This is a genomic window from Micrococcaceae bacterium Sec5.1 (assembly GCA_039636795.1).
In the GTDB taxonomy this organism is placed as follows: domain Bacteria; phylum Actinomycetota; class Actinomycetes; order Actinomycetales; family Micrococcaceae; genus Arthrobacter.
This window is the reverse complement of the sequence record CP143430.1, coordinates 853,303-874,892: the sequence shown is the minus strand read 5'-3', so window position 1 is coordinate 874,892 and position 21,590 is coordinate 853,303. Positions and strand designations below refer to the sequence as shown.

The window sequence follows — 21,590 nt, the reverse complement described above, 5'->3', positions numbered from 1 at the left end:
TAAGGGAGCGGGGCACCTGGTTCAGGCTTCGGGCTTAGGCGAAGTCGGAAACCGCCGGGTCGGGGCCGATGCGGCCTTCGGCACCGCGGTCCAAGCCATTGATTGCCTCGACGTCGGCCTCGTTCAGTTTGACGTCCAAGGCGGCGAAGTTCTCCGGGATACGGGACTCCGTAACGGACTTGGGGATCACGACGTTGCCGATGGCCAGGTGCCAAGCTATGACTACCTGGGCCGGGGTGGCGTCATGCTTGGCTGCGATTTGGGCCATTGTGGCGTTCTCCAACAATTCCCCACCTTGGCCAAGCGGCGACCAAGCCTGCGTCAGGATGCCCTTGGAGGCGTTGAACGCGCGCAGTTCGGCCTGGTTGAAGAACGGGTGAAGTTCCACCTGGTTGATGGCCGGAACAACCCCGGTTTCATCGATGATGCGCTGCAGTCCCTCAACCGTGAAGTTAGAAACACCGATGGACCTGACCCGGCCGCGCTTCTTCAGCTCAATGAGGGCCTTCCAGGTATCCACGAACTTGTCCTGCTTGGGCTGCTGCCAGTGGATGAGGTAGAGATCCAGGGTCTCAAGGCCCAAGCGGTCCATGGATTCTTGGAAAGCGGCCAGCGTGGACTCATAGCCTTGGTCGGCGTTCCACAGCTTGGTCGTAATGAAGATTTCTTCGGCAGAAAGGCCAGAGGAAGCAATGGCGCGGCCTACACCAGACTCGTTCCCGTAAATCTTTGCGGTGTCGATGTGGCGGAAGCCCGCTTCGAATGCCTGCCGGACAACTTTTTCGGCTACATCGTCTTCAACTTGCCACACCCCGTAGCCGAGTTGGGGGATGGTGTTGCCGTCGTTGAAAGTAAGTGTTGGTGACGAAGTCATGTGTGCCATCCTGCCAGCAAAGGGTTGCCTGAGGCACCAAATATTACAGAGATCAGCTATCCGCTTAACTGCTTGCAATCTGCAAATACAGGCGAGCGCCAGTATTTGCAAACGCTTCCTTTATTGGATCCCTTGCGCCTGCAGTTGGCGTTCGGCGTCGGCCACCTGCTCGAAGACCGACTCTGCCCGGCGCCTAACGGACAATGCGCCCACCGGTACGGGTCCAACGGCGAGCCGAAGCATGGCTGCCGCTTCTGCCGTAGTGGCCAAGGAATTTCCAGCCTTGGACAGAGCGCGGTGAACACCGGCGAGTGAACCAGGAACGTCCAAGCCATCGCTCGGCGCCCTCTTTTGGGCTTCGACACAGATGATCCTTACACGAGGAGACAACTCAGCCAGCTCATTCGCGATCTCCACGAGCTCGTTGTAGAGCTGGTCGTCTTCGACGCCCTCAAGGACCTGGTGGTACCGGTCCAATCCGCGGTGAAAGCGATCGTGGGCGCGGCGCCAGAGCCCCTTACCCAGCTCAAGATCGTCCTTCCGCCCTTGCCGGACGGCCCCAAAGAAACCCACAGTCAAGCTCAGAGGTACTGGCCCGGGCCATGGTCCGGATCTTCGGGCCGGCCCTGGGGCACGGCGCCGGGCGCACCCGGTGCAGCGGCCCGCTGGGGTTGACCATTTTCGCCGATGACAATACCAGGCGCAATGACAGTTCCCGGGGGAAGCTGACGCAGTTGCATCTGTGCCTTGGCGGCCTGCTGTGCCGCTACAGCAGCCTGGATGCCATGGAACAGGCCCTCCAACCAGCCGACAAGCTGGGCCTGGGCGATACGAAGCTCTGCATCCGATGGTGCCTTCTCATCGGGGAAAGGAAGACTGATGCGTTCCAGCTCTTCGATGAGCTCCGGAGCCAATCCATCCTCGAGTTCCTTGATGGAGCGCTCGTGAATCTCTGCCAGCCTGCCCCGGGCGGCATCGTCCAGCGGCGCACTCTTCACCTCTTCAAGGAGCTGGCGGATCATGGTCCCGATCCTCATTACCTTGGCCGGTTCGTCAACGAGTTCCTGGAGGTTCGCGCCCCTGGGCTTGCCATCCTTGACAGGGACTCCCTTGCCAGGCTGCTGTTCGCCGGGCGCGACTGTGCCCTCCTCCAAGGTGGTTCCCTCCACGGGGGTGTCGTCCGAAGCCTCATCCGTGGGCTGAATGTCGTTCAGATCGCTCATCCGTTCATACTCTCATGCGGTTTACGGGAACCAGGGTCCAGGACCGGATTTTGGACTTCGTTCGTAGCGAAACTTCAGCAGCATCGGCCCTGGGGATTGCTGTCCTGCCGGTCCATCCGGTCCCGCCAGAACTCGCGTTCTGTCATGGCAGGACCGGAGTGGCCCGTGGACCTGAAGTGCTCAAGGTACTTCCGGTAAGCGTCTGCGCCCATGAGTGAGCTCATGTACGCGGCAAAACCTCGAAAGCCCTTAAAGCCCTTTGCCATGGAAATCATGAGTGATGCCCCGCCTTTTTTGTCCGTTGCCCGGCCGGCAAGGCGTCCCATTCAGCGAGCAACTCCTTCTCTGCGGAGGTCGGGATCAGCCCGGCAGGGGCAAAGACCTTGGACGGCAAGGCCGGATCCTCGTGGTCCTTCCCGCCACCGGCACGGAAAGCCCTGACTGTCGCCACCACTGCAGTGATGATCACAATGATGCTCAAAGCGACAAAGATGACCGAAAGCACGCCTTGAATCGCAGTATTGCGGACCACCGCTTCCATGGCTGCGACAGTCTTTGCCGTCCCGAACTGCGTTTTGCCATCTGCCAGGGCTTTCGCAAATGCCTGGTTGTTGGCGAAGTAGCCCACTGCCGGAACCGGCGAGAAGATCTTGTGGAAGCTGGCCGTAATGGTGACGACGGCCGCGAAGGCCAAGGGGACCGCCACGATCCACAGGTAACGGAAGGCCCCGCGCTTGGCCGCGATGGCCATGCACACCGCCAGGGCAATTGCGGCCAGGAGCTGGTTTGCGATGCCGAACAAGGGGAAGAACGTATTGATGCCGCCCAGTGGATCCGTCACGCCCAGCAACAGTACGGCGCCCCAGGCTCCCACCATGATGGCCGTGCACAGCCAAGCGCCCGGACGCCAGGCGGGCTCCTTGAACTTGGGCACGAAGTTGCCGATGGAGTCCTGCAGCATGAAGCGCGCCACGCGGGTTCCGGCGTCAACGGCCGTCAGAATGAAGAGTGCCTCAAACATGATGGCGAAGTGGTACCAGAAGGCCATCATTGCCGGCCCACCAATGAACTGTTGCATGATGTGGGCCAGGCCGACCGCCAAGGTAGGGGCCCCACCCGAACGCGAGATGATGCTCTCTTCTCCCACGTCCTTGGCAGTCTGCGCCAAAAGGTCAGGAGTGATGTTGACGTTGGCCAGGCCAAGGCTGTTCACCCACTGCGCAGCGGATTCCACCGTGCCACCCGTAAGTGCCAGTGGCGCGTTCATGGCGAAGTAGATGCCGCGATCGATCGAAATGGCAGCTACCAGCGCCATGATGGCCACGAAGGATTCCATCAACATGCCGCCGTAGCCGATGAAGCGGGTCTGACGTTCCTTCTCGATCAGTTTGGGAGTGGTTCCCGACGAGATGAGTGCATGGAAACCGGACAAGGCACCACAGGCGATGGTGACGAAGAGGAACGGGAAGAGCGCCCCGGAGAAGACCGGGCCGTTCTCACGGCCAGCGAACTCACTGAACGCCGGGACGCTGATTTCCGGGCGAACCACGATGATGGCGACAGCGAGCATCACGATCACGCCGATTTTCATGAACGTAGACAAGTAGTCACGCGGCGCAAGGAGCAACCACACAGGCAGGATGGCCGCGATGAAACCGTAGACGATGAGGCCCCAGGCGATGGTGACCTTGTCCAGGTGGAAGAAGGCCGCGCCCCATTCGGTGCCAGCCACGGCACCGCCACCAATAATGGCTGCCATCAGGAGAACGAAGCCAATGATGGAGACTTCCATGACCTTGCCCGGACGAAGATAACGCAGGTAGACGCCCATGAAGAGTGCAATGGGAATTGTCATGCCCACCGAGAACACGCCCCACGGGCTTTCACCCAGGGCGTTGACCACCACCAAGGCAAGAATGGCCACGATGATGATCATGATGAGCAGCGTTGCCACGAGCGCCGCAGTTCCACCAATGACACCGAGTTCCTCACGGGCCATCTGGCCCAGCGAGCGGCCACCACGGCGCATGGAGAAGAACATGACCAGGTAGTCCTGCACCGCACCGGCAAGAACGACGCCTATGATGATCCAGATAGTGCCGGGGAGATAGCCCATCTGTGCTGCAATGATCGGACCCACCAACGGTCCCGCGCCTGCAATGGCGGCAAAGTGGTGACCAAACAAGACGTTGCGGTCAGTACGGACGTAGTCCTTGCCGTCGGCCTTGTATTCGGCCGGAGTGGCGCGGCGGTCATTGGGCTTGAGGAGATACCGTTCAATAACCTTCGAGTAGAAGCGGTAGCCGATCAGGTAGGTGCACACGGCTGCGAAAACAAACCAGATGGCATTGACGGTCTCTCCGCGGACCAATGCCAGCATGAACCAGGCCACGGCCCCCAGCAGGGAAATCGCCGCCCAGATTGCGATCCTCGCCGGAGTCCACCTTCGGTCATCGGCCTCCAGAACAGACTCGTCCACGGCGGTTGGGGGCAGCGTACGATCGGCGCCCTTCACTTCTTCTGTTCGATCAAGTTCTGTTCGGTCAAGTTCCGTTTGGTCAGGTTCTGTATGGTCAGGGGTCATGCCCGTGTCTCCTCCTTGAGAACTGCTGCGGTGGTGGCCGCGGGTGCGCTGAACAGTCAGGGCACGCTAACAAAGAGGACATACAGAACGTGCAGGTGACACCGGAACGCCCATGGTCCTGCGATAAGCGGTAGTACCCCTGCGGTGGGCGTACTAACTGAGCCCTCTGTTGCCCTGCGACTGAACCATGCGCGCCTCGCAAAGATCCAGCCAGCGCACTTCCGCCTCGGCTTGAAAGATCAGGGAATCGAGCACCAGGAGCCATGCGGTGTCTGAGGAGCGTTGGTTGGCTGAGACGGCCTTCCGCGTTTGCGTATGTTCCTGCAGGGCGCGAACGGAAACTTCGCGTTGGGACTGGATGACAGCCGAGGCGTCCACGCCCGGCAGTGTCACGGCGAGCGCAAGCTTGATCGCAATTTCATTCCTCGGCGGGTTGTCGCGGTCAACGGCTCCCTCAAACCAGGCCGCAACTTCCTCGACCCCGGCGTCAGTGATGCTGTAAACCACGTGGCCGCCGCCGTCGTCGCCGTCTTTGCTGACAAGGCCATCGCGCTCAAGCCGGTCCAGCGTGGTGTACACCTGACCGATGTTCAGTGGCCAGGCAGCACCCGTGCGGTCCTCGAATTCCACGCGCAGCTCATAGCCATACCGGGGCTGGTCCTGAAGCAGGGCAAGCAGACTGTGCCGGATGGACATGAGGCTCCTCGCTACTGGGGGTGGTTGGCGGACGTCCTGCGTGGAAGGGGCTGCTGTGACTGTTAGAGGAGCAGGAGGACCTTTCCTACGTGCTCTCCGGAATCAAAGTATTCATGTGCCTCGCGGACCCGATCCAGCGGAAATGATTTGGCCACCAGAGGCTTGATGCGGCCATCTGCGAGCATGGGCCACACGGACTCCCGTACGGCGGACATGATGATGCCCTTTTCGGCCACCGGCCGGGGCCGAAGAGCCGTGCCGATCACAGCGGCGCGCTTGCTGAGCAGTTGCCCCAGATTTATCTCGGCTTTGCTTCCGCCCTGCAGGCCGATGACGATCAGCCTGCCGTAGTCGGCGAGGGCTTCGATGTTCTGTTGCAGGTACTTGGCGCCCACGACGTCGAGGATCACGTCCGCGCCTTTGCCTCCGTTTTGAGCCTTGAGGCTTTCAGGGAAGTCTTCCTCGTTGTAATTGATGGCGATGTCGGCACCGAGGAAGGCCTTTGCTGTGCCAACTTTTTCGTCAGAGCCGGCGGTGGTGGCTACCTTTGCCCCGTACGCCTTGGCGAGCTGGATGGCCATGGTGCCGATGCCGCCGGTGGCGCCGTGGATGAGCACAGTCTCCCCGGGTTGTAGCTGGGCCGTCATGACGAGGTTCGAGTACACGGTTGCCGCCACCTCGGGCAGTGCCGCAGCGGTGACCAGGTCTACGCCGTCGGGAAGTCGCAGTACTTGCTCTGCGGGCACGGCGACCTGCTGGGCATATCCCCCGCCCGACAACAGCGCCACTACTTTGTCTCCCACTGAGAAGGCTTTGGTGACTCCTGGCCCGAACGCGGCGATGCGGCCGGATACCTCCAGTCCGGGAATTTCCGAGGCCCCTGGCGGTGGTGGGTAGAAGCCACGGCGTTGCTGGACGTCGGCACGGTTGAGGCCAGCAGCTACGACGTCGATCAGTACTTCGCCCTCGCCCGGCACCGGTGCCGGTACGTCACGGACTTCGAGGACTTCGGGTCCGCCTGGTTCGGAAATAAAGACGGCTTTCATGACGAACTCCCGGTTTCTTGCTTGTACATCCAGGCCCGGGGCAGGGACTGGAGCACGTGATGTTTTGGAACAGCCAACTCCCTATGAAACACTACTAGGCAGGGAAGGTTGTCCGAGCGGCCTAAGGAGCTGGTCTTGAAAACCAGTGTGCGGTAACCCCGTACCAAGGGTTCAAATCCCTTACCTTCCGCCAGCAGATGCCCCGGGTTCACGAACCCGGGGCATTTTTGGCTTAAAACCGGGGCCAGATGTTGGACTCTCATCCGGATCTGAGAACTGACACCCAGAAAATCATTGAAACTGTCATAGCCCCCGCATAGTGTTCTGCTTGTCCTCACAACCGCCGACAAACAGCCGTGGCTTTCGCCGCGGAGCAAACACAGGAGCCTCACTTATGCCTACGCCTGACATCACCACCGGCGCACCGTGCTGGATTGATCTGATGACATCCGATACGGAAAAAGCCAAGTCCTTCTACAGCGCACTCTTTGGCTGGACTTACCAGACGGGCGATCAGGAGAAGTACGGCGGCTACATCACAGCTTCCAAAGATGGGCGCATGGTTGCGGGCATCATGCAGAAGCAGGAAGACATGGGTGCCATGCCGGATGTGTGGTCAACCTACTTGCGCACAGACGACATCAAAGCCACCACCGAGGCCGCTGCCGCCAACGGAGGCCAGGTCTACCTCGAGCCCATGGATGTTCCCGAACAGGGCAGCATGGCCATGTATGGCGACTCTTCAGGTGCCTCAATCGGAGCCTGGCAGTTCGGTGAAATGAAGGGCTATGAGGTCGCCGCAGAGTCCGGTGCCCCGGCATGGCACGAGCTACTCGCGAAGGACTACGAGTCGGCCGTCAGCTTCTACCAAAACGTCTTCGGTTGGGATACTGCGGTCATGAGCGATACCCCGGAGTTCCGCTACACCACTCTGGGCGCTGGTGACGATGCCAAGGCCGGCATTATGGACGCTGGCGGTTTCCTTCCGGAGCAGGTTCCGTCCATGTGGAGCGTGTATTTCGCGGTTGACGATACCGACGCCACCGTGGAACAGGCCACAGCCCTGGGCGCTACCGTTATGGAAGCTGCAGAAGATACTCCCTTTGGACGGTTGGCCACGTTGTCGGACCCTACAGGTGCCGTCTTCAAGGTGATCCAGAATATGACGCCAGCCAGCTAAACCACTGAACGCCCGGTTCCTGCCGGCTGCCTCCCGACCAGACGCAGCCGGCAGGATCCGCGCAGGGCCCGTTACTTCTTAGCCAGCTCGGGTTCCTCCGCGCGCTTGGCGTCCTTCTCGAGCCGCGCTTGGAACTCCTTATAGCGAACCAGATGTGCAGCAAAAGCAGCTAGCTTTCCAGAATGCTACTAGCGATTTCGTCCGCATCCCGCAGGGTTCGCTGGCCGCTGGCGAAGGCCTTCCCTGTCGCTGGACGCGCCTCCGCGGCAATGGCTGTTCCCCACTGGGTGGCCGACAATTGCAGGCCCAAAACATACATCCCCCGGGTCACAGAGCCGTTGGACGCCACAGGCCGATACGGGTGCGGTTCCACATCCAGTCCGGTTGTCTGCACCGGCGTACCCTCGGCGCTCATCATGATTTTGGTTCGGACAAGGCCGTCGGCCATGAGTTGTTCCAGGAGCGGAGAAATATTCATGCCCACCCGGTTGGCCGGCGACATCGCTTCAATTAAAGTGGGCGCCTCGGCTGGCTTGTCGTGGACCCACGGCGAGACCGCCCGGAAAACCTTGGCGCTTCTATCCACACTGAATTTCGGGTCCGGCCCAACGAAACCAACGACGCCGGCACGCGCCAAAGCAGCCAGCTGCTCCGAACGCAGTGCCGGCGCCCCGCTTGCAAGGCCTTCGACGAACGATTCGAACCATCCGCGCAATTCAGCGACCCACGATTCGTCCGTGATACCACCATCAGCCACAACGGACTTCAGGATCGCCCTGCCAGTGTGCAGGGCGCCAATTGCCATTTTCACGGGATCCGCTTCGCCCAGTGCGGAGCGTCGTGCATCGTCGTCAAGATATGCCGTTACGGCCAGATCCAGTTCCCGGCGGGACGCGAACGTCCGGCCGGCCAACGGCGCAGCGAGCCCGCGGACATTGAGTCGGCGGGAGGCAACCACATGCTTGTCCACCAAGGCTGCGACATCGCTTTCCCACTTGGCAGTGGTGTGGGCGTGGGGCTGCAAAGCATCCACGAGGTCTGCGAGGAACTGCGCCGCATCGCGAATAGCGGCAGGCTGCGACCTTGCCAGGGTGGAGTAATAGGCCCACAGGGCGTCGCGGTGCAGCAGTGGCCAAAGATCATGGTCGAATCCGGGCTGGATACCGGCTGCTCTGAAACGGTCCACCGCTGCCTCAGTCAGATAACGCATGGTGATGCTGCGGGGGTAATACCCTGTCAGGCCGGCCTTTGCCCGATACGGGGTGCCCCGCCGGGACGCTGCGATGATCCGGGGTTCCCTGCCAGAGGGCCGGTACTCGAGAACTCCGGCTCCCGGTACGCCGGCTTCGACGAACTTGCCCCCGCGCCCCTCAGTCAGCTGGCCCATGACATCGAAGAAATTCAGTCCCATCCCACGCACCAGGACGGGCTCGTTATCCGGCACCCGCTGCCAGTCGACGTCGGCCGGCGGTGCAGGCGGGAAATAGAGGAGGCCGTGTTCATCGGCCGCCCGTTGGAACGAACGCTGCTCGGGATTCAAACGGGACTCGATATGCCCCAGCGCGAGGACCACGGAGCCGACGGTGAGCGTAGAGCCGTCGGCGAGTTCGACGTCGAACGCTTGCCCAGTTGTGATGCCTGAGCTGGCCGGGACCGGGCGTGCCGCTACGGCCGACGTGTCATGGAAGGTGACCTCCACGCCGTCGGGTATTCGCTGAAGCAGCTCTGCCAAAGTCTGCCGCAGGTACCGTCCGTAGAGCGCCCGGCTGGGAAAATCGTGGGACTCGAGTGTGGCCAACTCCGCCTTTTCGGCATCGTCCAGGCCCTCTCCATCACGACGTCGGGCAGCGCGCCACTGGTCGAAGGAACCGCCTGCGAGGGGCGGCGCGAGCTTGGGGTCTTCAGGGATGAGCGTCGGATAGAACGCCTGCGTGTTCATCAGGTACAGCCTGGACTGCTCCGGCTGCCACACATGGCCTGACGCGGCAGGAAAAGGATCCACAACGTGGATGTGCAGTGTGCGGGACTGTGTATCGGTCCGGTTTGCGCGGCTGGTGGCCCCCGCAGCCCAATTCGCGAGCAACCGCTCAAGGACACTTGTGCCCCGGGGGCCGGCCCCAATGAGGGCAACACGATTGATTTGCGATTTAGCCACGCTCAAGCCTAACTTCTGCGTGACTTGCTTCCAGTTGAAAAGTGTTGCTTGGATGGGGCGATGACCACCACAGAAGCTGATCAGACGCCCCTTCCTGACAATGACACGGATCCGGAGACCAAGTCCGGGCCTCGCCATGCTGCGACCATTGCACCCGAACCCACGGATGAGAACGTGTGGTTGGAGGACATTCACGGCGAAGAACAGCTGGCCTGGGTCCGCGAACAAAACGCGCGAACCGAGGATTTGCTGGAGGACACAGACTACGCAGCGGTTGAAGCCGGCATTCTGGAGGTCCTGGACTCGACGGACCGGATTGCCATGGTGAACAAGCGCGGCGATTACTACTACAACTTCTGGAAGGACCAGGAGCACCCCAAGGGTCTTTGGCGGCGAACAACCTGGGAGAGCTACGTTTCCGAGGCACCCGAATGGGACATACTGCTGGATATCGATGCCCTCGCCGCCGCGGAAGGCGTCGAGTGGGTGTTTCATGGAGCCGGGTTCCTCCGTCCTTTGGACGGGGGCACGTACCGCTTCGCGATGCTTTCGCTGTCCCCCGATGGTGGTGACGCCAACCGTCACCGCGAGTTCGACGTCGAATCCCGCACCTTTGTTGACCCTGCCGCTGGCGGATTCGATCTGCCCACGGCAAAAGGCAACGTGAGTTGGCTGGATGCGGACACGCTGCTGGTCTCCAGTACGGCAGAGGGGTTGCCTGCAACCACCTCCTCGTACGCCCGGACCGGCGTGAAACTGCGTCGCGGCCAATCCCTTGCCCAGGCCGAGCGGATCTTCGACATCCCCGAAGACCACATGCTGGCCATCGTGGCCCACGACTCAACCCCGGGCTTCGAACGGACCTTCGCCGTAGATTACATCGACTTCTACAACCGCAATACGTGGCTGCTTCGCGACGACTCGTGGGTTGCGATCGACGCGCCCACCGACGTGAACATCAGCGCCCACCGAGAGTGGCTGATGTTCCGTCCTCAGAAGGACTGGGACGTTTCCGGCGTTACCTACCCAGCCGGTTCCTTGCTCGCCGCGGACTTCGAGGGCTACTTGGCTGGATCGCGGCAATTTGTGGTGCTGTTTACCCCCGATGATCACACGTCGCTGCAGTCATGGAGTTGGACCAAGGACTATCTGCTGCTCAACCTCCTGCGCGACGTCTCTTCCGAAATCAGGGTGCTGGACCCTTCCCGTGTGGATTCCGACGCCGGCTGGGTCGCCACCGTACTGGACGCGTGCCCGCCGCTTCACGACGTCAATGCGTATGCCGTGGACGACGAAGACGATTTCGGGGCGGGAAATGACTACTGGTTGGTCGCCACGGGTTTCACTACGCCCACTACCCTCACCCGCGGCACCCTCAGCGCTGGCGAGGTTCCTTCATCCGGCGTGGCTTCATCCGGCAACCCGACTGCAGGCGTGGCGAGCCAGCATGCGGTGGTAAAGCGTTCCCCGTCGTTCTTCAACGATGGTGACTATGAGGTCCAACAACATTTCGCGGTCTCGGCGGATGGGACCAAAGTCCCCTACTTCCAGGTGGCATCCAAGAACCTGGTCCTCGATGGACAGAATCCTACGCAGCTTTCCGGCTATGGCGGCTTCGAAGTTTCACGCACCCCCGCCTACAGTGGCACCATTGGCAGGGCTTGGCTGGAGCGCCGCACTTCCGCTGCTGCCTTGGCTGACGGTCCCGGCTCGCACACACGCGGCGGCGTATATGTTGTGGCGAACATCCGTGGCGGCGGCGAATACGGACCCTCATGGCACCGGGCCGCGCTGCAGGAAAGGCGGCACCGCGCCTACGAAGACTTTGCCGCCGTGGCACAGGACCTGATCTCCCGCGGCGTGACCAGCCGCCGTCGACTCGGTTGCGTGGGCGGCTCAAATGGCGGGCTGTTGGTGGGCAACATGCTGACCCAGTACCCCGAATTGTTCGGTGCGGTGTCCTGCGGCGTGCCATTGCTGGACATGCGCCGCTACACCAAACTCTCCGCAGGATATTCATGGATCGCGGAATATGGAGACCCCGACGTGCCCGAGCAGTGGGAGTTCATCCGCACCTTCTCGCCATATCACCTGCTTCATGACGGCGTCGAGTACCCCGAAACCTTCATTTGGACTGCGACCTCGGATGATCGGGTAGGCCCCGTCCAAGCCCGAAAGATGGCAGCGCGGATGCAGGCAATGGGTATCCCGAATGTCTGGTTCCACGAGGCACTCGAGGGCGGGCATGCGGGCGCCTCGGACAACAGGCAGGCCGCCGCACTCCAAGCGCGAAGCAACCACTTCCTCTGGCGTGTGCTGGCCGGGAGCAACTGACGTTCCATTTCGATGGCTCGCTGCACGCTATGCCGTGCGAACGGCATGTCCGGCAGCGAGGCATCGAAATGGGCAGCTTATCGAAGGCGGTTTTGCACTGGACGGCACGTTCTGCGTATCCTTGGTGGGCTAGCAATAGCAAATGGAGACGTGCCAGAGCGGCCGAATGGGCTTCACTGCTAATGAAGTGTGGGGCACAACTCCACCGGGGGTTCAAATCCCCCCGTCTCCGCGAATTGGTCCCGGTTTTCGAACCGGGACCTTTTGCGTTTAAGACCCCCTGCTCCGCGAAACCTCCCATAATCAAGCGGTACCACGGGCGTGGCACCCACACGGACCACTCACACCACTTGAGCGGTACAACAAGGCAGTTCCATACGGGCTGACAGACCAAGAGCGGCAGGCTCTTGAGCCTCTGCCACAGACACACCAACAGTTCGACACCACTATCTGACACGAGACTCTCACGTCTTGATAGGCTCCGATCACCAGTCGGGGCCTTTGTCATGCCCCTGGAAGGACCAACGTGACTTCATCTTTGCCGCCCTACAGCCTGCCAATCATTGAGCCGAACGTGGACCTGATGCTGGCGATGTCAATGCTCTTGCCATGGCAATGAATGCGGCGCTTGCTGCTTTGCTCGCTGGCGCGTCGTTTTACCAGCGGACGCTGGCAGCCACAGACGACATGGACGCCCTCAAGTCTGGTGTCTATGGGGTTACCAATGGAAGGATCGCCGAGAGGCTAGGTCTGCCCAGTTCTCGCCCTGGCGCTCTTACTACGGTGTCGGTGGGTAGTTCGGGTGCGCTCACTCGCATCTACCAGTCCATTGAAGTGTCTGGCACCAGACTGTTCCTTCAGTCCCGACTCAGCGGTCTCACGTCAGCATGGACAGAGGTGCCCAGCTCAATATTCTGGCACGACACCGCACTCACCTCGACCGCCGACCTCGCCACGATTGCCCCCGGCGTCTACGTCGTGTCCAATGTAGTGGTCGCCCGCGCGCTAGGTCTGCCACGCGAACGGCCCGGAATCTTCGTGAAGTTCCCCGTCGGCGACGGAAGCATTCAAACGTTCACCTCAATGGAGGATGGCGACGTCGCACCGATTGAGTTCAAACGAGCCCGCACCCTCGCCGGTGCAGATCAGGCGTGGGCGCCAGCCGACGGCGTTGGTTCCAACGATCCCGGTCCCATTCGTCGTTCGATCCTTCAACAGCGGCTAACTGCTCGCAAAGGTGGCCGGATAGGCACCAACGGTAACGGTGCTATTGCCCTCCGCTTCGACGACGCCCCAGTGGAATTTCGTACCAGGGTCCTACCGGAACTAGTAAAGCGTGGACTTCCGTTCACTCGCGTCTCAACCTCAGAGTCGATCTGTGGGACACCGATTGATCCGTCCGAGTTCACGACAATGCAAAAATACTGCATCGAGAGCGGCGGCGAAGTGTGGAATCACGGCTCCAACCATCTCAATGCAACAGGCGACGCAGCCATCGAAACCACCCTGATCGGCGCCCTGCAGACACTCCGGGTAAAAATGCCACGCATTCCGATCGACTGTTTCGCACCCCCAGGCGGCTCGGCCATGTCCTACGACGGGTACATGCCTTCGGACACCATCGCCGGTTGGACCGACACGTACGCAGGGTCACTCATCTCGGCATATCACGCACTCGCCTCCGGGTACTTCATGGATTCCTACTACCGACCCATCGACGGCGTCCTCCGAGACGGCCAAATCCACTACAGCGTCGATTCCTACACCCTCACCGCAGCCAAAACGCTGATTGACCGATCACGGGACTGGAAGGTCGGCGTCGTGATGATGTGGCACTCCAACAACATCGGCTCCCCCGGGTATATGTCTCTGGCTGACTTCACAGCAACCATGGACTACCTCGATGCAGCGCGCGACGCCGGCCACGTCATGGTCCTGACGAAGTCCGGGCTTGCCGTGGCTGACAGCTCCACAAGTCACCGTGACGACATCCTCACCGCAACCTCAGGCAACCCCTACTCGGCAACCATCTTGTACCCGCAGTACCGGCAGAACATACCCGGATCCACGCGCGAGCTCACGGCCACGGTGACGGGCGCTGCTGGAGCAACTGTGACATCGATGGTGGGCGAGTCCACGAAAACCCACACGATCCCGGCCCGTGGCACGCTCCAGCTCAGGCACCCCGCCACGATCCCCAATGATCTAACCAGCCTCAAGGTGAGCATCGACGCGACCACCACCAATGCACACCTGTATGCGGTGTGACCCTTAGGCGGACCAGTGAACGAATGGCTCGCCAGGGCTAGTCTTGGACCTTCACGACGAGGGCCCACTCCTCGTGCAGCCCGTCCACGTCCATGTCCGAATGCACCCAATGATTGTGTGTAAGAAGCGTCCTACATGCGACATTGTCCGGATGAACGAGTGCAGTGACAGTCAGAGACTTGAAGTCCGACGCGTCTTGCGCCAGCTCAATAAGATCGCCTATCACGTGCGTGTACGTCTGTTGTCCGGCGCCCTGCCGAGTGAACAGCAGGTGTGTGGCGAGTACGTAGAACGATGCACGATGGTGTCCATCCGTAGACCCTACGAACCTGGCCCAGGCGACGGATTTCACGAGTTCATACTCATCCAGGTAGCAGATGTGCATTCTCTCCGGATACTTCGCACGGGGGCGAAGGTTGCGAACGATGGATTGGACTTCGATCGCGTACTGCTCTGGATGCGGTGTTCGGCGATGTTTCGCTTCACGAAAAGGTATGGGACCGCACCAGAATAGGTGTAGGAACTGACGATGCTTATGCTCGGCTTCGACTAGTTCAAGCAAAGGTCTAGCGGCGACGCGGTACGGTGAGAGCTGCAGCTATGTGCTTGCGCTTCTCGATGCGGTGAGGGTCGTTGGTAATGGTATCGACTCTCTCCGCATACTGCTCAGGGGTTTCCCGCGCCGGGCCAACGTCCAGAGAGCGAGCGCGCTGGTGGTCGCATGAGGATGTGTGCGAGTGCTTGTGATCGTCATCCCAATCGCTGATATCGCTCATCGTTCACCTCGTCTCGTTAGATCCTGACAGTAGTTGAAAACGCGTGTTACGGCAATGCAACATTCCTCACACGACGCCATGCACGGCGTCGAAGCGCTGCCCAATCCGGCCAGCTACGAGCCTTTGAGGATCTGGCTCGCCCGTTGGAAAGAGACTCCCATGATGGACCCGATGTCGCGAACGGTCATTCCTGAGGCCTTCATCGCGGTCGCGGCAAAGCGGGCCTGCTCAGTGGCCTTCCGTTGCATTTCCGCAGCCTGTTTGGCGTACTCGTTGGCAGCCTCCACTGCTTCCATCGTCGACTTGTCGACTTCGGGGATTACTTCCACGACGAAGTCTGTTTCTGGACGACCCGTCATCAGCGCTGCCGCGTCTTTGACCATCGTTTCCACCTGTTCCAGGCGCTTTGCCTGCGTGTAGAGGCCCTGAATTTCGGGTACCTCGATTGCCCACCGGCCGCCGGAGCGCTGAGCTTTCGCGCTGAGCTTCATGTCATTCTCCAATTTGCTCGATGAATTTCTTGGCAGTGATCTCGTTGTGGCGGGGAACGGGACCGACTTTCCGTTGTCAATTCTGTGGACGCTGCGGTTGCTACCCTCGCGGACTAACTCCAGGGGGTAGCTGCGCCAGGTCACCCCCGCTTGGCTCCGTGGCTGACTTCCGCGCCAGCGTGTCGGTGCAGGGTCAGGCTGTCCACTGTGCTGACCAGCATGAGGACAGCCATGGCTATGAAGGCCCCCTTGTAGGCCGCCACGTGGTCCGCCCCGAGCACATCCGTTGTCTCGAACAGCCTCAGGAACAAGGCCCCCACGGCGATACCTGCCGCAGCCGCCAACTGTACGAGCGTGGCGGAGATAGCGTTTGCCGAGGGCAGCTGCCCCGGGACGATATCGGCATACTGCACGGAGGCGTAAGCGGAGAATCCGATGGATCGGAAGGCACCGCTGAGCAGCAACAGAGCGAAAATCAGGGGCTCGGGTGTTTGGGCATTAAGGAACGCACACAAGGCAAACGTCACGGCTGACGCGAACGATGCAAAGACGAGCACCGGCTTAAACCCGAAGCGCCTTATCAGGGGTGTGGTGGCCGGCTTGATCCCGATGTTGCCCACGAAGACTGCGGCGACCATAACTCCGGCCTTCAAGGGATCCCAGCCAAATCCATCCTGAAACATGAGAGGCAGCAGGAACGGAACCGAGCTGATGGTGAGCCGGTAAATGAACCCGCCCGTGGATGTCGCCCTGAAAGTCCTGGTTCCAAATACGCTGAGGTTGAACAGCGGAACCCTTGCTTTGCTCATCCACCAGACGGCGCCAGCCAGGGACACCACGCCGGCAGTCACCACCACACCAGCCAGCACATTGGATGCGTGTCCACCCAGCGTCTCCAGTCCCACCACAAGGGAACCCACGCCCAAGGTAGTCAGCAACAGGCCAAACCAGTCAAGTCGGCGGTTGGCATCAAATTGAGTCCGCGGAACCAACCTCAGTGCCGCAATGAAGGCAGCCAGGCCGAGGGGCACGTTAATGATGAAGATCCAGTGCCACGACAGGAAAGTGGTGAGCGCGCCGCCAACCATGGGAGCCAAAACGGGGGCAAGGAGGCCTGGCCATACCAAATAGGCGGTGGCGCAGAGAAGCTCGGATTTGGGCGTGCCCCGCAAAACCACCAGAGTGCCCACAGGAACCATCATGGCGCCGCCCACGCCCTGCGCCACCCGACTCAACGTCAGCATGGTCAAGTCGGTGCTTACTGCGCAGAAAAGGGAGGCAATAGTGAACACCGATATCGCCAGGCAGAATATCCTGCGGGCGCCGAACCGCTCGGCAAGCCAACTGCTCAACGGGATCCCCATAGCCACCGTCACTAAATAGGCGGTCATCGTGATGTTGATATCAGCAGGCGCCACCCGGAAATCGGCCGCAATGCTGGGGATGGCCGTGGTGAGGATAGTTCCGTCGAGAAACTCCATGAAGAACGTTGCCGCCACCAGCAGCGCCAAGCGCGGGCGCCAACTTGTTTCATTGGCCGCTTCGACGTCGGTGTTGCTCGGGTTTGTGCTCATGGCTCCGGTCCAAGTCTTGTCTGGTGGCCCGCAGCAGCAGGCGGGCGTGTTTGCTCGATCCTATAGAGGCACGGTGGGAGCGTTCACAACATGACGCTTTTCAGCGCACTGCCTTGCCTTGAAGCACTATCCCGGTTGAGCGTTTCCCGCTCGCACCGTACCCCGCCTCCGCGCTATCCCGCCTGCGCGCCTTACCCCGCCTGGGCCAGGGCGAGCGGTAGCACGGCACCTACTCCGGACCGCCTGAGCGCCCTCGCCGCAACGGTCACTGTCCAGCGGCTGTCGATGAGGTCATCCACCAAGAGCACTGGCTGGTCACCAATGCCTGCCAGGGCCTGTGCCAGTTCCGGGCCGACGGCCAAACGGTCCCATACTCCCGCGAGCCTGTAAGCGCTGTTGCCGCCACGTGATCCTGTGGGACCACCGTGCTCTGGCTGCAGTTGACCCAGGTATGGCATCCGCCCTATGCCCGCGATTCCCTGCGCCAGGGAGTCCACAAGTTGTGGCTTGCTCCTTGAGGGAATGCTGACAACGGCTGCCGGGCGCCCCACCCCGCTCCAGGCAGTTCCACCGTCGGCCCCCGACCATTCGCGCAGCACCTGAACGCAGGCCTGCAGCATAGCGGGGTCCACGGCCCTATCGGGTGCTCCGGCGGCAAAGAGCTCGCGGAGCGCACCACCCCAACCCAGGTCTGTCAGCCTTGCCAGGACACGGCCTTCGGAAATGCTTTCGTCCGGCTTGATCTTGCCTTTGACTCCCACACCCAGCCTGTCCATCCCGCTGGGCCACTGGAGCCGCGGTTCCACGGCGATCCCGGCTCGACGAAGCGTCTGGCCTGCTGCATCAACCGCGGCAGCTGCGATGTCCACTGGGAACCAGCGTCCAGCACAGTTGTCACAACGGCCGCAAGGGGCGGCGGTCTCGTCGTCGAGCACCGAGGTGATGTACTCCATGCGACAACCTGCGGTGTCCTGGTAAACCACCATGGAATCCTGCTCATCCACCCGCGCTTCCGCAATACGCGCGTATCGCTCTGCATCGTAGCTCCATGACCGTCCGGTCGCCCGCCAACCGCCGCCCACGCGTTCAACTGCCCCGTCAACGGCCAGGACCTTGAGGAGGAGTTCCAGAGGCGTGCGCCGAAGGTCCACGCGGGCTTCCAGCGCCACCGTGGACATGGCCGAATTCGCCTCACCAAGCACCCTCAAGACGGCGTCGGCCTTTTCTGCTGAGGGCATGGATGCGGTGGCAAAATACTGCCATATTTCCCGGTCCTCGGAGCCTGGAAGCAACAGGACGTCGGCGTTGGCTGCGCCTCGGCCAGCTCGGCCAACCTGTTGGTAATAGGCAACCGGCGAGGACGGCGCTCCGAGGTGAATCACGAACCCAAGGTCGGGTTTGTCGAATCCCATCCCTAATGCCGAGGTGGCCACAAGCGCCTTGACCTGGTTGTCCTTGAGGAGTTGCTCTGCCCGCTCCCGATCGGCAGGATCCGTGCGGCCGGTGTAGGACAAGACATTGTGTCCAGCCTCGGAAAGAAGCCGGGCAGTGTCCTCTGCGGCTGAGACGGTCAGCGTGTAAATGATTCCGCTGCCAGGGAGGTCCGCCAGGTGCGTCAGCAGCCAGCCCAGGCGATCCCGGGAGTCGGACAAGTTGAGAACGCCGAGCCGCAGTGACTCGCGGCCCAGTGCACCCCGGATGGTCAACACTCCGTCTCCGAGTTGTTCCTCAATATCGTGAACCACACGGGAGTTGGCGGTAGCCGTGGTGGCGAGGACTGGAACCGACTCGGGCAGTTGGGCAATGAGATCCGCGATGCGCCGGTAATCGGGTCTGAAGTCGTGGCCCCAATCGGAGATGCAGTGGGCCTCATCAATAACGAGCAATCCGGTCCTCCGGATCAGCTCGGGCAACTGGTTCTCCCTGAACGAGGGATTGGTGAGGCGCTCGGGCGACACGAGGAGAACGTCTACCTGGTCAGCTGCCAACTGGGCCAGGACAGTATCCCACTCAAGCGCGTTGGCCGAGTTGATGGCCACTGCCCGGACTCCCGCCCGTGCGGCCGCTGCCACTTGGTCCCGCATCAGCGCGAGAAGAGGAGACACGATCAGCGTGGGACCCGCACCCCGTTGGCGCAGCAACAATGAGGAGACGAAGTAGACGGCGGATTTTCCCCAACCCGTGCGTTGAACCACCAACGCACGGCGCCCGGCGTCCACCAATGCCTCAATGGCCTCGAACTGGCCGTCATGGAAGTCTGCTTCCGGATGCCCCACAAGCTCTCGAAGACAAGCCAAAGCCTTCTGGCGGGTAGGGGATTCCACGGAAACAGCAGCATTTGGGGAGTTGTTGGCCATGGATCCAGTATTCCAGCAGCCCCTGACAGCCAGAACCGGTGGTCGCGGCTATGTGGAAAACTGACCGTCACCGGACTGGCTTTCCACATAGCAGCTTCCCCGGTTCATGCTCAATTGCGCTGCCACAGTAGGATTGAGCCCGTGACTAGCGAGCAGAACAAGAACTTCGACCTCTCGGCTTCCTTCAAGGCGTACGACGTCCGGGGCATCGTGGGGGAATCCATCACGGCTGAAATCGTCGAGGCAGTCGGTGCTGCCTTCATCGACGTTCTGGGCCTTGAGGGTGAAACTGTCCTTGTTGGCGGAGACATGCGCCCGTCCTCGCCGGAGTTCAGCCAGGCCTTCGCGAACGGTGCTGCCAGCCGCGGCGCCAACGTCCAGTTGCTGGACCTGATCTCCACCGACGAGCTCTACTATGCCTGCGGTGCCCTGAACGCAGCCGGTGCCACATTCACCGCCAGCCACAACCCCGCCGAGTACAACGGCATCAAAATGGCCAAGGCCGGGGCTCAACCGATTTCCTCCGAGAGCGGCCTGAAGGAAATCCAGGCCCTCGCCGAGCAGTACCTGAACGAAGGCAGCATCCCCGCCGCGGCTACGCGCGGGCAGATCGGTGTTCGGGACGTGCTGAAGGACTACTCCGAATACCTGCGCCAGCTCGTGGACCTTTCCGGTTCCCGTCCGTTGAAGATCGTCGTGGACGCGGGCAACGGTATGGCCGGGCTGACCACCCCGGCGGTGCTCGGCAACAAACTCCTCCCGGCCCTGCCGTTCGAGATCATCCCGCTCTATTTCGAACTGGACGGCTCGTTCCCGAATCACCCGGCCAACCCGCTGGAACCGGAAAACCTCCGCGACCTCCAGGCGGCCGTGATCAAGCACGGCGCCGACATCGGCCTTGCCTTCGACGGCGACGCTGACCGCTGCTTCGTGATCGATGAAAAGGGCGAGCCCGTCTCGCCGTCGGCAATCACTGGCATGGTCGCGCGCAGGGAGATCGCCCGCGCCCAGGCTTCCGGGGAACAGACCCCGGTGATCATCCACAACTTGCTCACCTCCAAGGCCGTTCCCGAACTCGTGGCCAAGGACGGCGGCCGGGCGGTCCGGACGCGCGTCGGGCACTCCTTCATCAAAGCCGTCATGGCCGAAGAAGGTGCCGTGTTCGGCGGGGAGCACTCTGCTCACTTCTACTTCCGGGATTTCTGGAACGCGGACACCGGAATGCTCGCCGCCATGCATGTCCTGGCAGCCCTGGGCGAGCAGGACGGTCCCCTCTCCGAACTCGGGCGTCAGTACGAGCCTTACGTTTCCTCCGGTGAAATCAACTCCGAGATCGACGACAAAGCAGGCGCGATCGAGCGGGTCCGCCTTGATTTCCAGAACGATGACGTCGAGATCGACCACATGGACGGCAGCACCTTCAGTGCCAAGGACGGCAGCTGGTGGTTCAACCTGCGCCCCTCCAACACCGAGCCCTTCCTCCGTTTGAACGCCGAAGCCAAAGACCTGCCCACCATGGAAAAAATCCGCGACCGCGTCCTGGCTCTGGTCCGGGCATAGGGACCGGCAAACATGAGCGAGCAGCCCATCGACGACGCCGATTCCACCGAGACCCTCCAGGAGCGTGAACTCCGGGAGATTCTGGGTACTGCACTGGGAACTGCCCAGGAGCACATACTGCAGAACGGCGGCTTTCTCCCCTTTGGCATCACGCTTTCACATGAGGGTGAGGTGCGGATTGTCATGGTTTCTCCAGGAGAGCCGGACGAAGACGGTCACATTGACGCGGGGGCAATGTTGACGGATGTCGAGGAATTACTTCGCCAGGGACGGAACGATTACCGGGCCGTGGCCATCGCAAGTGATGTCGCGCTTCCCGAGCACGGCTCGGATGGCATCCACGGCACTGCCGAGCACCGGGATGGCGGCGTCATGGCGGCCGTCATCCCCTACGTCCACACAACTGAAGGGTTCGACTTCGGCGCCCTTGAGCCTGACACCCACGAGCCCTCGCTCTGGGTGGACTAGACCT

Annotated in this window: 18 protein-coding genes and 2 tRNA genes; 7 read left to right on the top strand and 13 right to left on the bottom strand. The window is 61.4% G+C overall.

Going from position 1 to position 21,590, the window contains the following annotated elements; translation table 11 throughout:
* Positions 1-34: 34 nt before the first annotated feature.
* The 7 genes from VUN82_04250 to VUN82_04220 all read right to left on the bottom strand — a co-directional run bounded on the left by VUN82_04250 (position 35) and on the right by VUN82_04220 (position 6,423).
* Positions 35-874, bottom strand: coding sequence for an aldo/keto reductase (locus tag VUN82_04250; protein XAS73072.1), 840 nt, complete (start codon positions 872-874; stop codon positions 35-37).
* Positions 875-994: 120 nt separating this feature from the next.
* A complete protein-coding gene (locus tag VUN82_04245; GenBank protein ID XAS74602.1) occupies positions 995-1,447 on the bottom strand; it encodes a hypothetical protein in 453 nt (150 codons plus the stop codon).
* 8 nt (positions 1,448-1,455) lie between these two features.
* Complete coding sequence (locus VUN82_04240) at positions 1,456-2,097, bottom strand: bacterial proteasome activator family protein (GenBank protein XAS73071.1); 642 nt, start codon at positions 2,095-2,097, stop codon at positions 1,456-1,458.
* A 74-nt stretch (positions 2,098-2,171) separates the two neighbouring features.
* On the bottom strand, positions 2,172-2,372 hold the full coding sequence (locus VUN82_04235) for a YbdD/YjiX family protein (GenBank protein ID XAS73070.1): 201 nt from the start codon (positions 2,370-2,372) through the stop codon (positions 2,172-2,174).
* Positions 2,369-4,681: a carbon starvation CstA family protein gene (locus VUN82_04230; protein XAS73069.1), complete on the bottom strand. Its 2,313-nt coding sequence runs from the start codon at positions 4,679-4,681 to the stop codon at positions 2,369-2,371. Before VUN82_04230 ends, VUN82_04235 begins: the two co-directional genes overlap by 4 nt.
* A gap of 153 nt (positions 4,682-4,834) precedes the next feature.
* Positions 4,835-5,377 carry a PadR family transcriptional regulator gene (locus VUN82_04225; protein ID XAS73068.1) on the bottom strand — a complete coding sequence of 181 codons (543 nt, stop codon included), beginning with the start codon at positions 5,375-5,377 and terminating at the stop codon, positions 4,835-4,837.
* A gap of 62 nt (positions 5,378-5,439) precedes the next feature.
* Positions 5,440-6,423: an NAD(P)H-quinone oxidoreductase gene (locus VUN82_04220; GenBank protein ID XAS73067.1), complete on the bottom strand. Its 984-nt coding sequence runs from the start codon at positions 6,421-6,423 to the stop codon at positions 5,440-5,442.
* Between the two features lie 102 nt (positions 6,424-6,525).
* Here VUN82_04220 and VUN82_04215 point away from each other — a divergent pair.
* Together VUN82_04215 and VUN82_04210 are read left to right on the top strand one after the other, a co-directional pair.
* Positions 6,526-6,616: transfer RNA gene (locus tag VUN82_04215), tRNA-Ser, on the top strand.
* Positions 6,617-6,817: 201 nt separating this feature from the next.
* On the top strand, positions 6,818-7,603 hold the full coding sequence (locus tag VUN82_04210; protein XAS73066.1) for a VOC family protein: 786 nt from the start codon (positions 6,818-6,820) through the stop codon (positions 7,601-7,603).
* A 169-nt stretch (positions 7,604-7,772) separates the two neighbouring features.
* Here VUN82_04210 and VUN82_04205 read toward each other — a convergent pair whose 3' ends face one another.
* Positions 7,773-9,758, bottom strand: coding sequence for an FAD/NAD(P)-binding protein (locus VUN82_04205; GenBank protein XAS73065.1), 1,986 nt, complete (start codon positions 9,756-9,758; stop codon positions 7,773-7,775).
* A gap of 60 nt (positions 9,759-9,818) precedes the next feature.
* Here VUN82_04205 and VUN82_04200 point away from each other — a divergent pair, with 60 nt between their 5' ends.
* The 3 genes from VUN82_04200 to VUN82_04190 all read left to right on the top strand — a co-directional run bounded on the left by VUN82_04200 (position 9,819) and on the right by VUN82_04190 (position 14,360).
* Positions 9,819-12,092, top strand: coding sequence for a prolyl oligopeptidase family serine peptidase (locus VUN82_04200; GenBank protein XAS73064.1), 2,274 nt, complete (start codon positions 9,819-9,821; stop codon positions 12,090-12,092).
* Between the two features lie 144 nt (positions 12,093-12,236).
* Positions 12,237-12,324: transfer RNA gene (locus VUN82_04195), tRNA-Ser, on the top strand.
* Between the two features lie 377 nt (positions 12,325-12,701).
* On the top strand, positions 12,702-14,360 hold the full coding sequence (locus tag VUN82_04190; protein ID XAS73063.1) for a polysaccharide deacetylase family protein: 1,659 nt from the start codon (positions 12,702-12,704) through the stop codon (positions 14,358-14,360).
* A gap of 37 nt (positions 14,361-14,397) precedes the next feature.
* Here the strand turns inward: VUN82_04190 and VUN82_04185 are convergent, their stop codons facing one another.
* The 5 genes from VUN82_04185 to VUN82_04165 all read right to left on the bottom strand — a co-directional run bounded on the left by VUN82_04185 (position 14,398) and on the right by VUN82_04165 (position 19,558).
* Positions 14,398-14,745, bottom strand: coding sequence for a hypothetical protein (locus tag VUN82_04185; protein ID XAS73062.1), 348 nt, complete (start codon positions 14,743-14,745; stop codon positions 14,398-14,400).
* A gap of 181 nt (positions 14,746-14,926) precedes the next feature.
* The gene (locus VUN82_04180) at positions 14,927-15,136 is read right to left on the bottom strand and encodes a hypothetical protein (GenBank protein XAS73061.1); all 210 of its coding nucleotides are present in this window, start codon (positions 15,134-15,136) and stop codon (positions 14,927-14,929) included.
* 113 nt (positions 15,137-15,249) lie between these two features.
* Positions 15,250-15,627, bottom strand: a complete 378-nt coding sequence (locus VUN82_04175; GenBank protein ID XAS73060.1) for a hypothetical protein — start codon at positions 15,625-15,627, stop codon at positions 15,250-15,252.
* Between the two features lie 140 nt (positions 15,628-15,767).
* The gene (locus VUN82_04170) at positions 15,768-17,201 is read right to left on the bottom strand and encodes an MFS transporter (GenBank protein XAS73059.1); all 1,434 of its coding nucleotides are present in this window, start codon (positions 17,199-17,201) and stop codon (positions 15,768-15,770) included.
* A 191-nt stretch (positions 17,202-17,392) separates the two neighbouring features.
* Complete coding sequence (locus tag VUN82_04165; protein XAS73058.1) at positions 17,393-19,558, bottom strand: RecQ family ATP-dependent DNA helicase; 2,166 nt, start codon at positions 19,556-19,558, stop codon at positions 17,393-17,395.
* A gap of 141 nt (positions 19,559-19,699) precedes the next feature.
* Here VUN82_04165 and VUN82_04160 point away from each other — a divergent pair, with 141 nt between their 5' ends.
* Together VUN82_04160 and VUN82_04155 are read left to right on the top strand one after the other, a co-directional pair.
* A complete protein-coding gene (locus VUN82_04160) occupies positions 19,700-21,118 on the top strand; it encodes a phosphomannomutase/phosphoglucomutase (GenBank protein ID XAS73057.1) in 1,419 nt (472 codons plus the stop codon).
* 12 nt (positions 21,119-21,130) lie between these two features.
* Positions 21,131-21,586 carry a hypothetical protein gene (locus VUN82_04155; GenBank protein ID XAS73056.1) on the top strand — a complete coding sequence of 152 codons (456 nt, stop codon included), beginning with the start codon at positions 21,131-21,133 and terminating at the stop codon, positions 21,584-21,586.
* Positions 21,587-21,590: the final 4 nt, after the last annotated feature.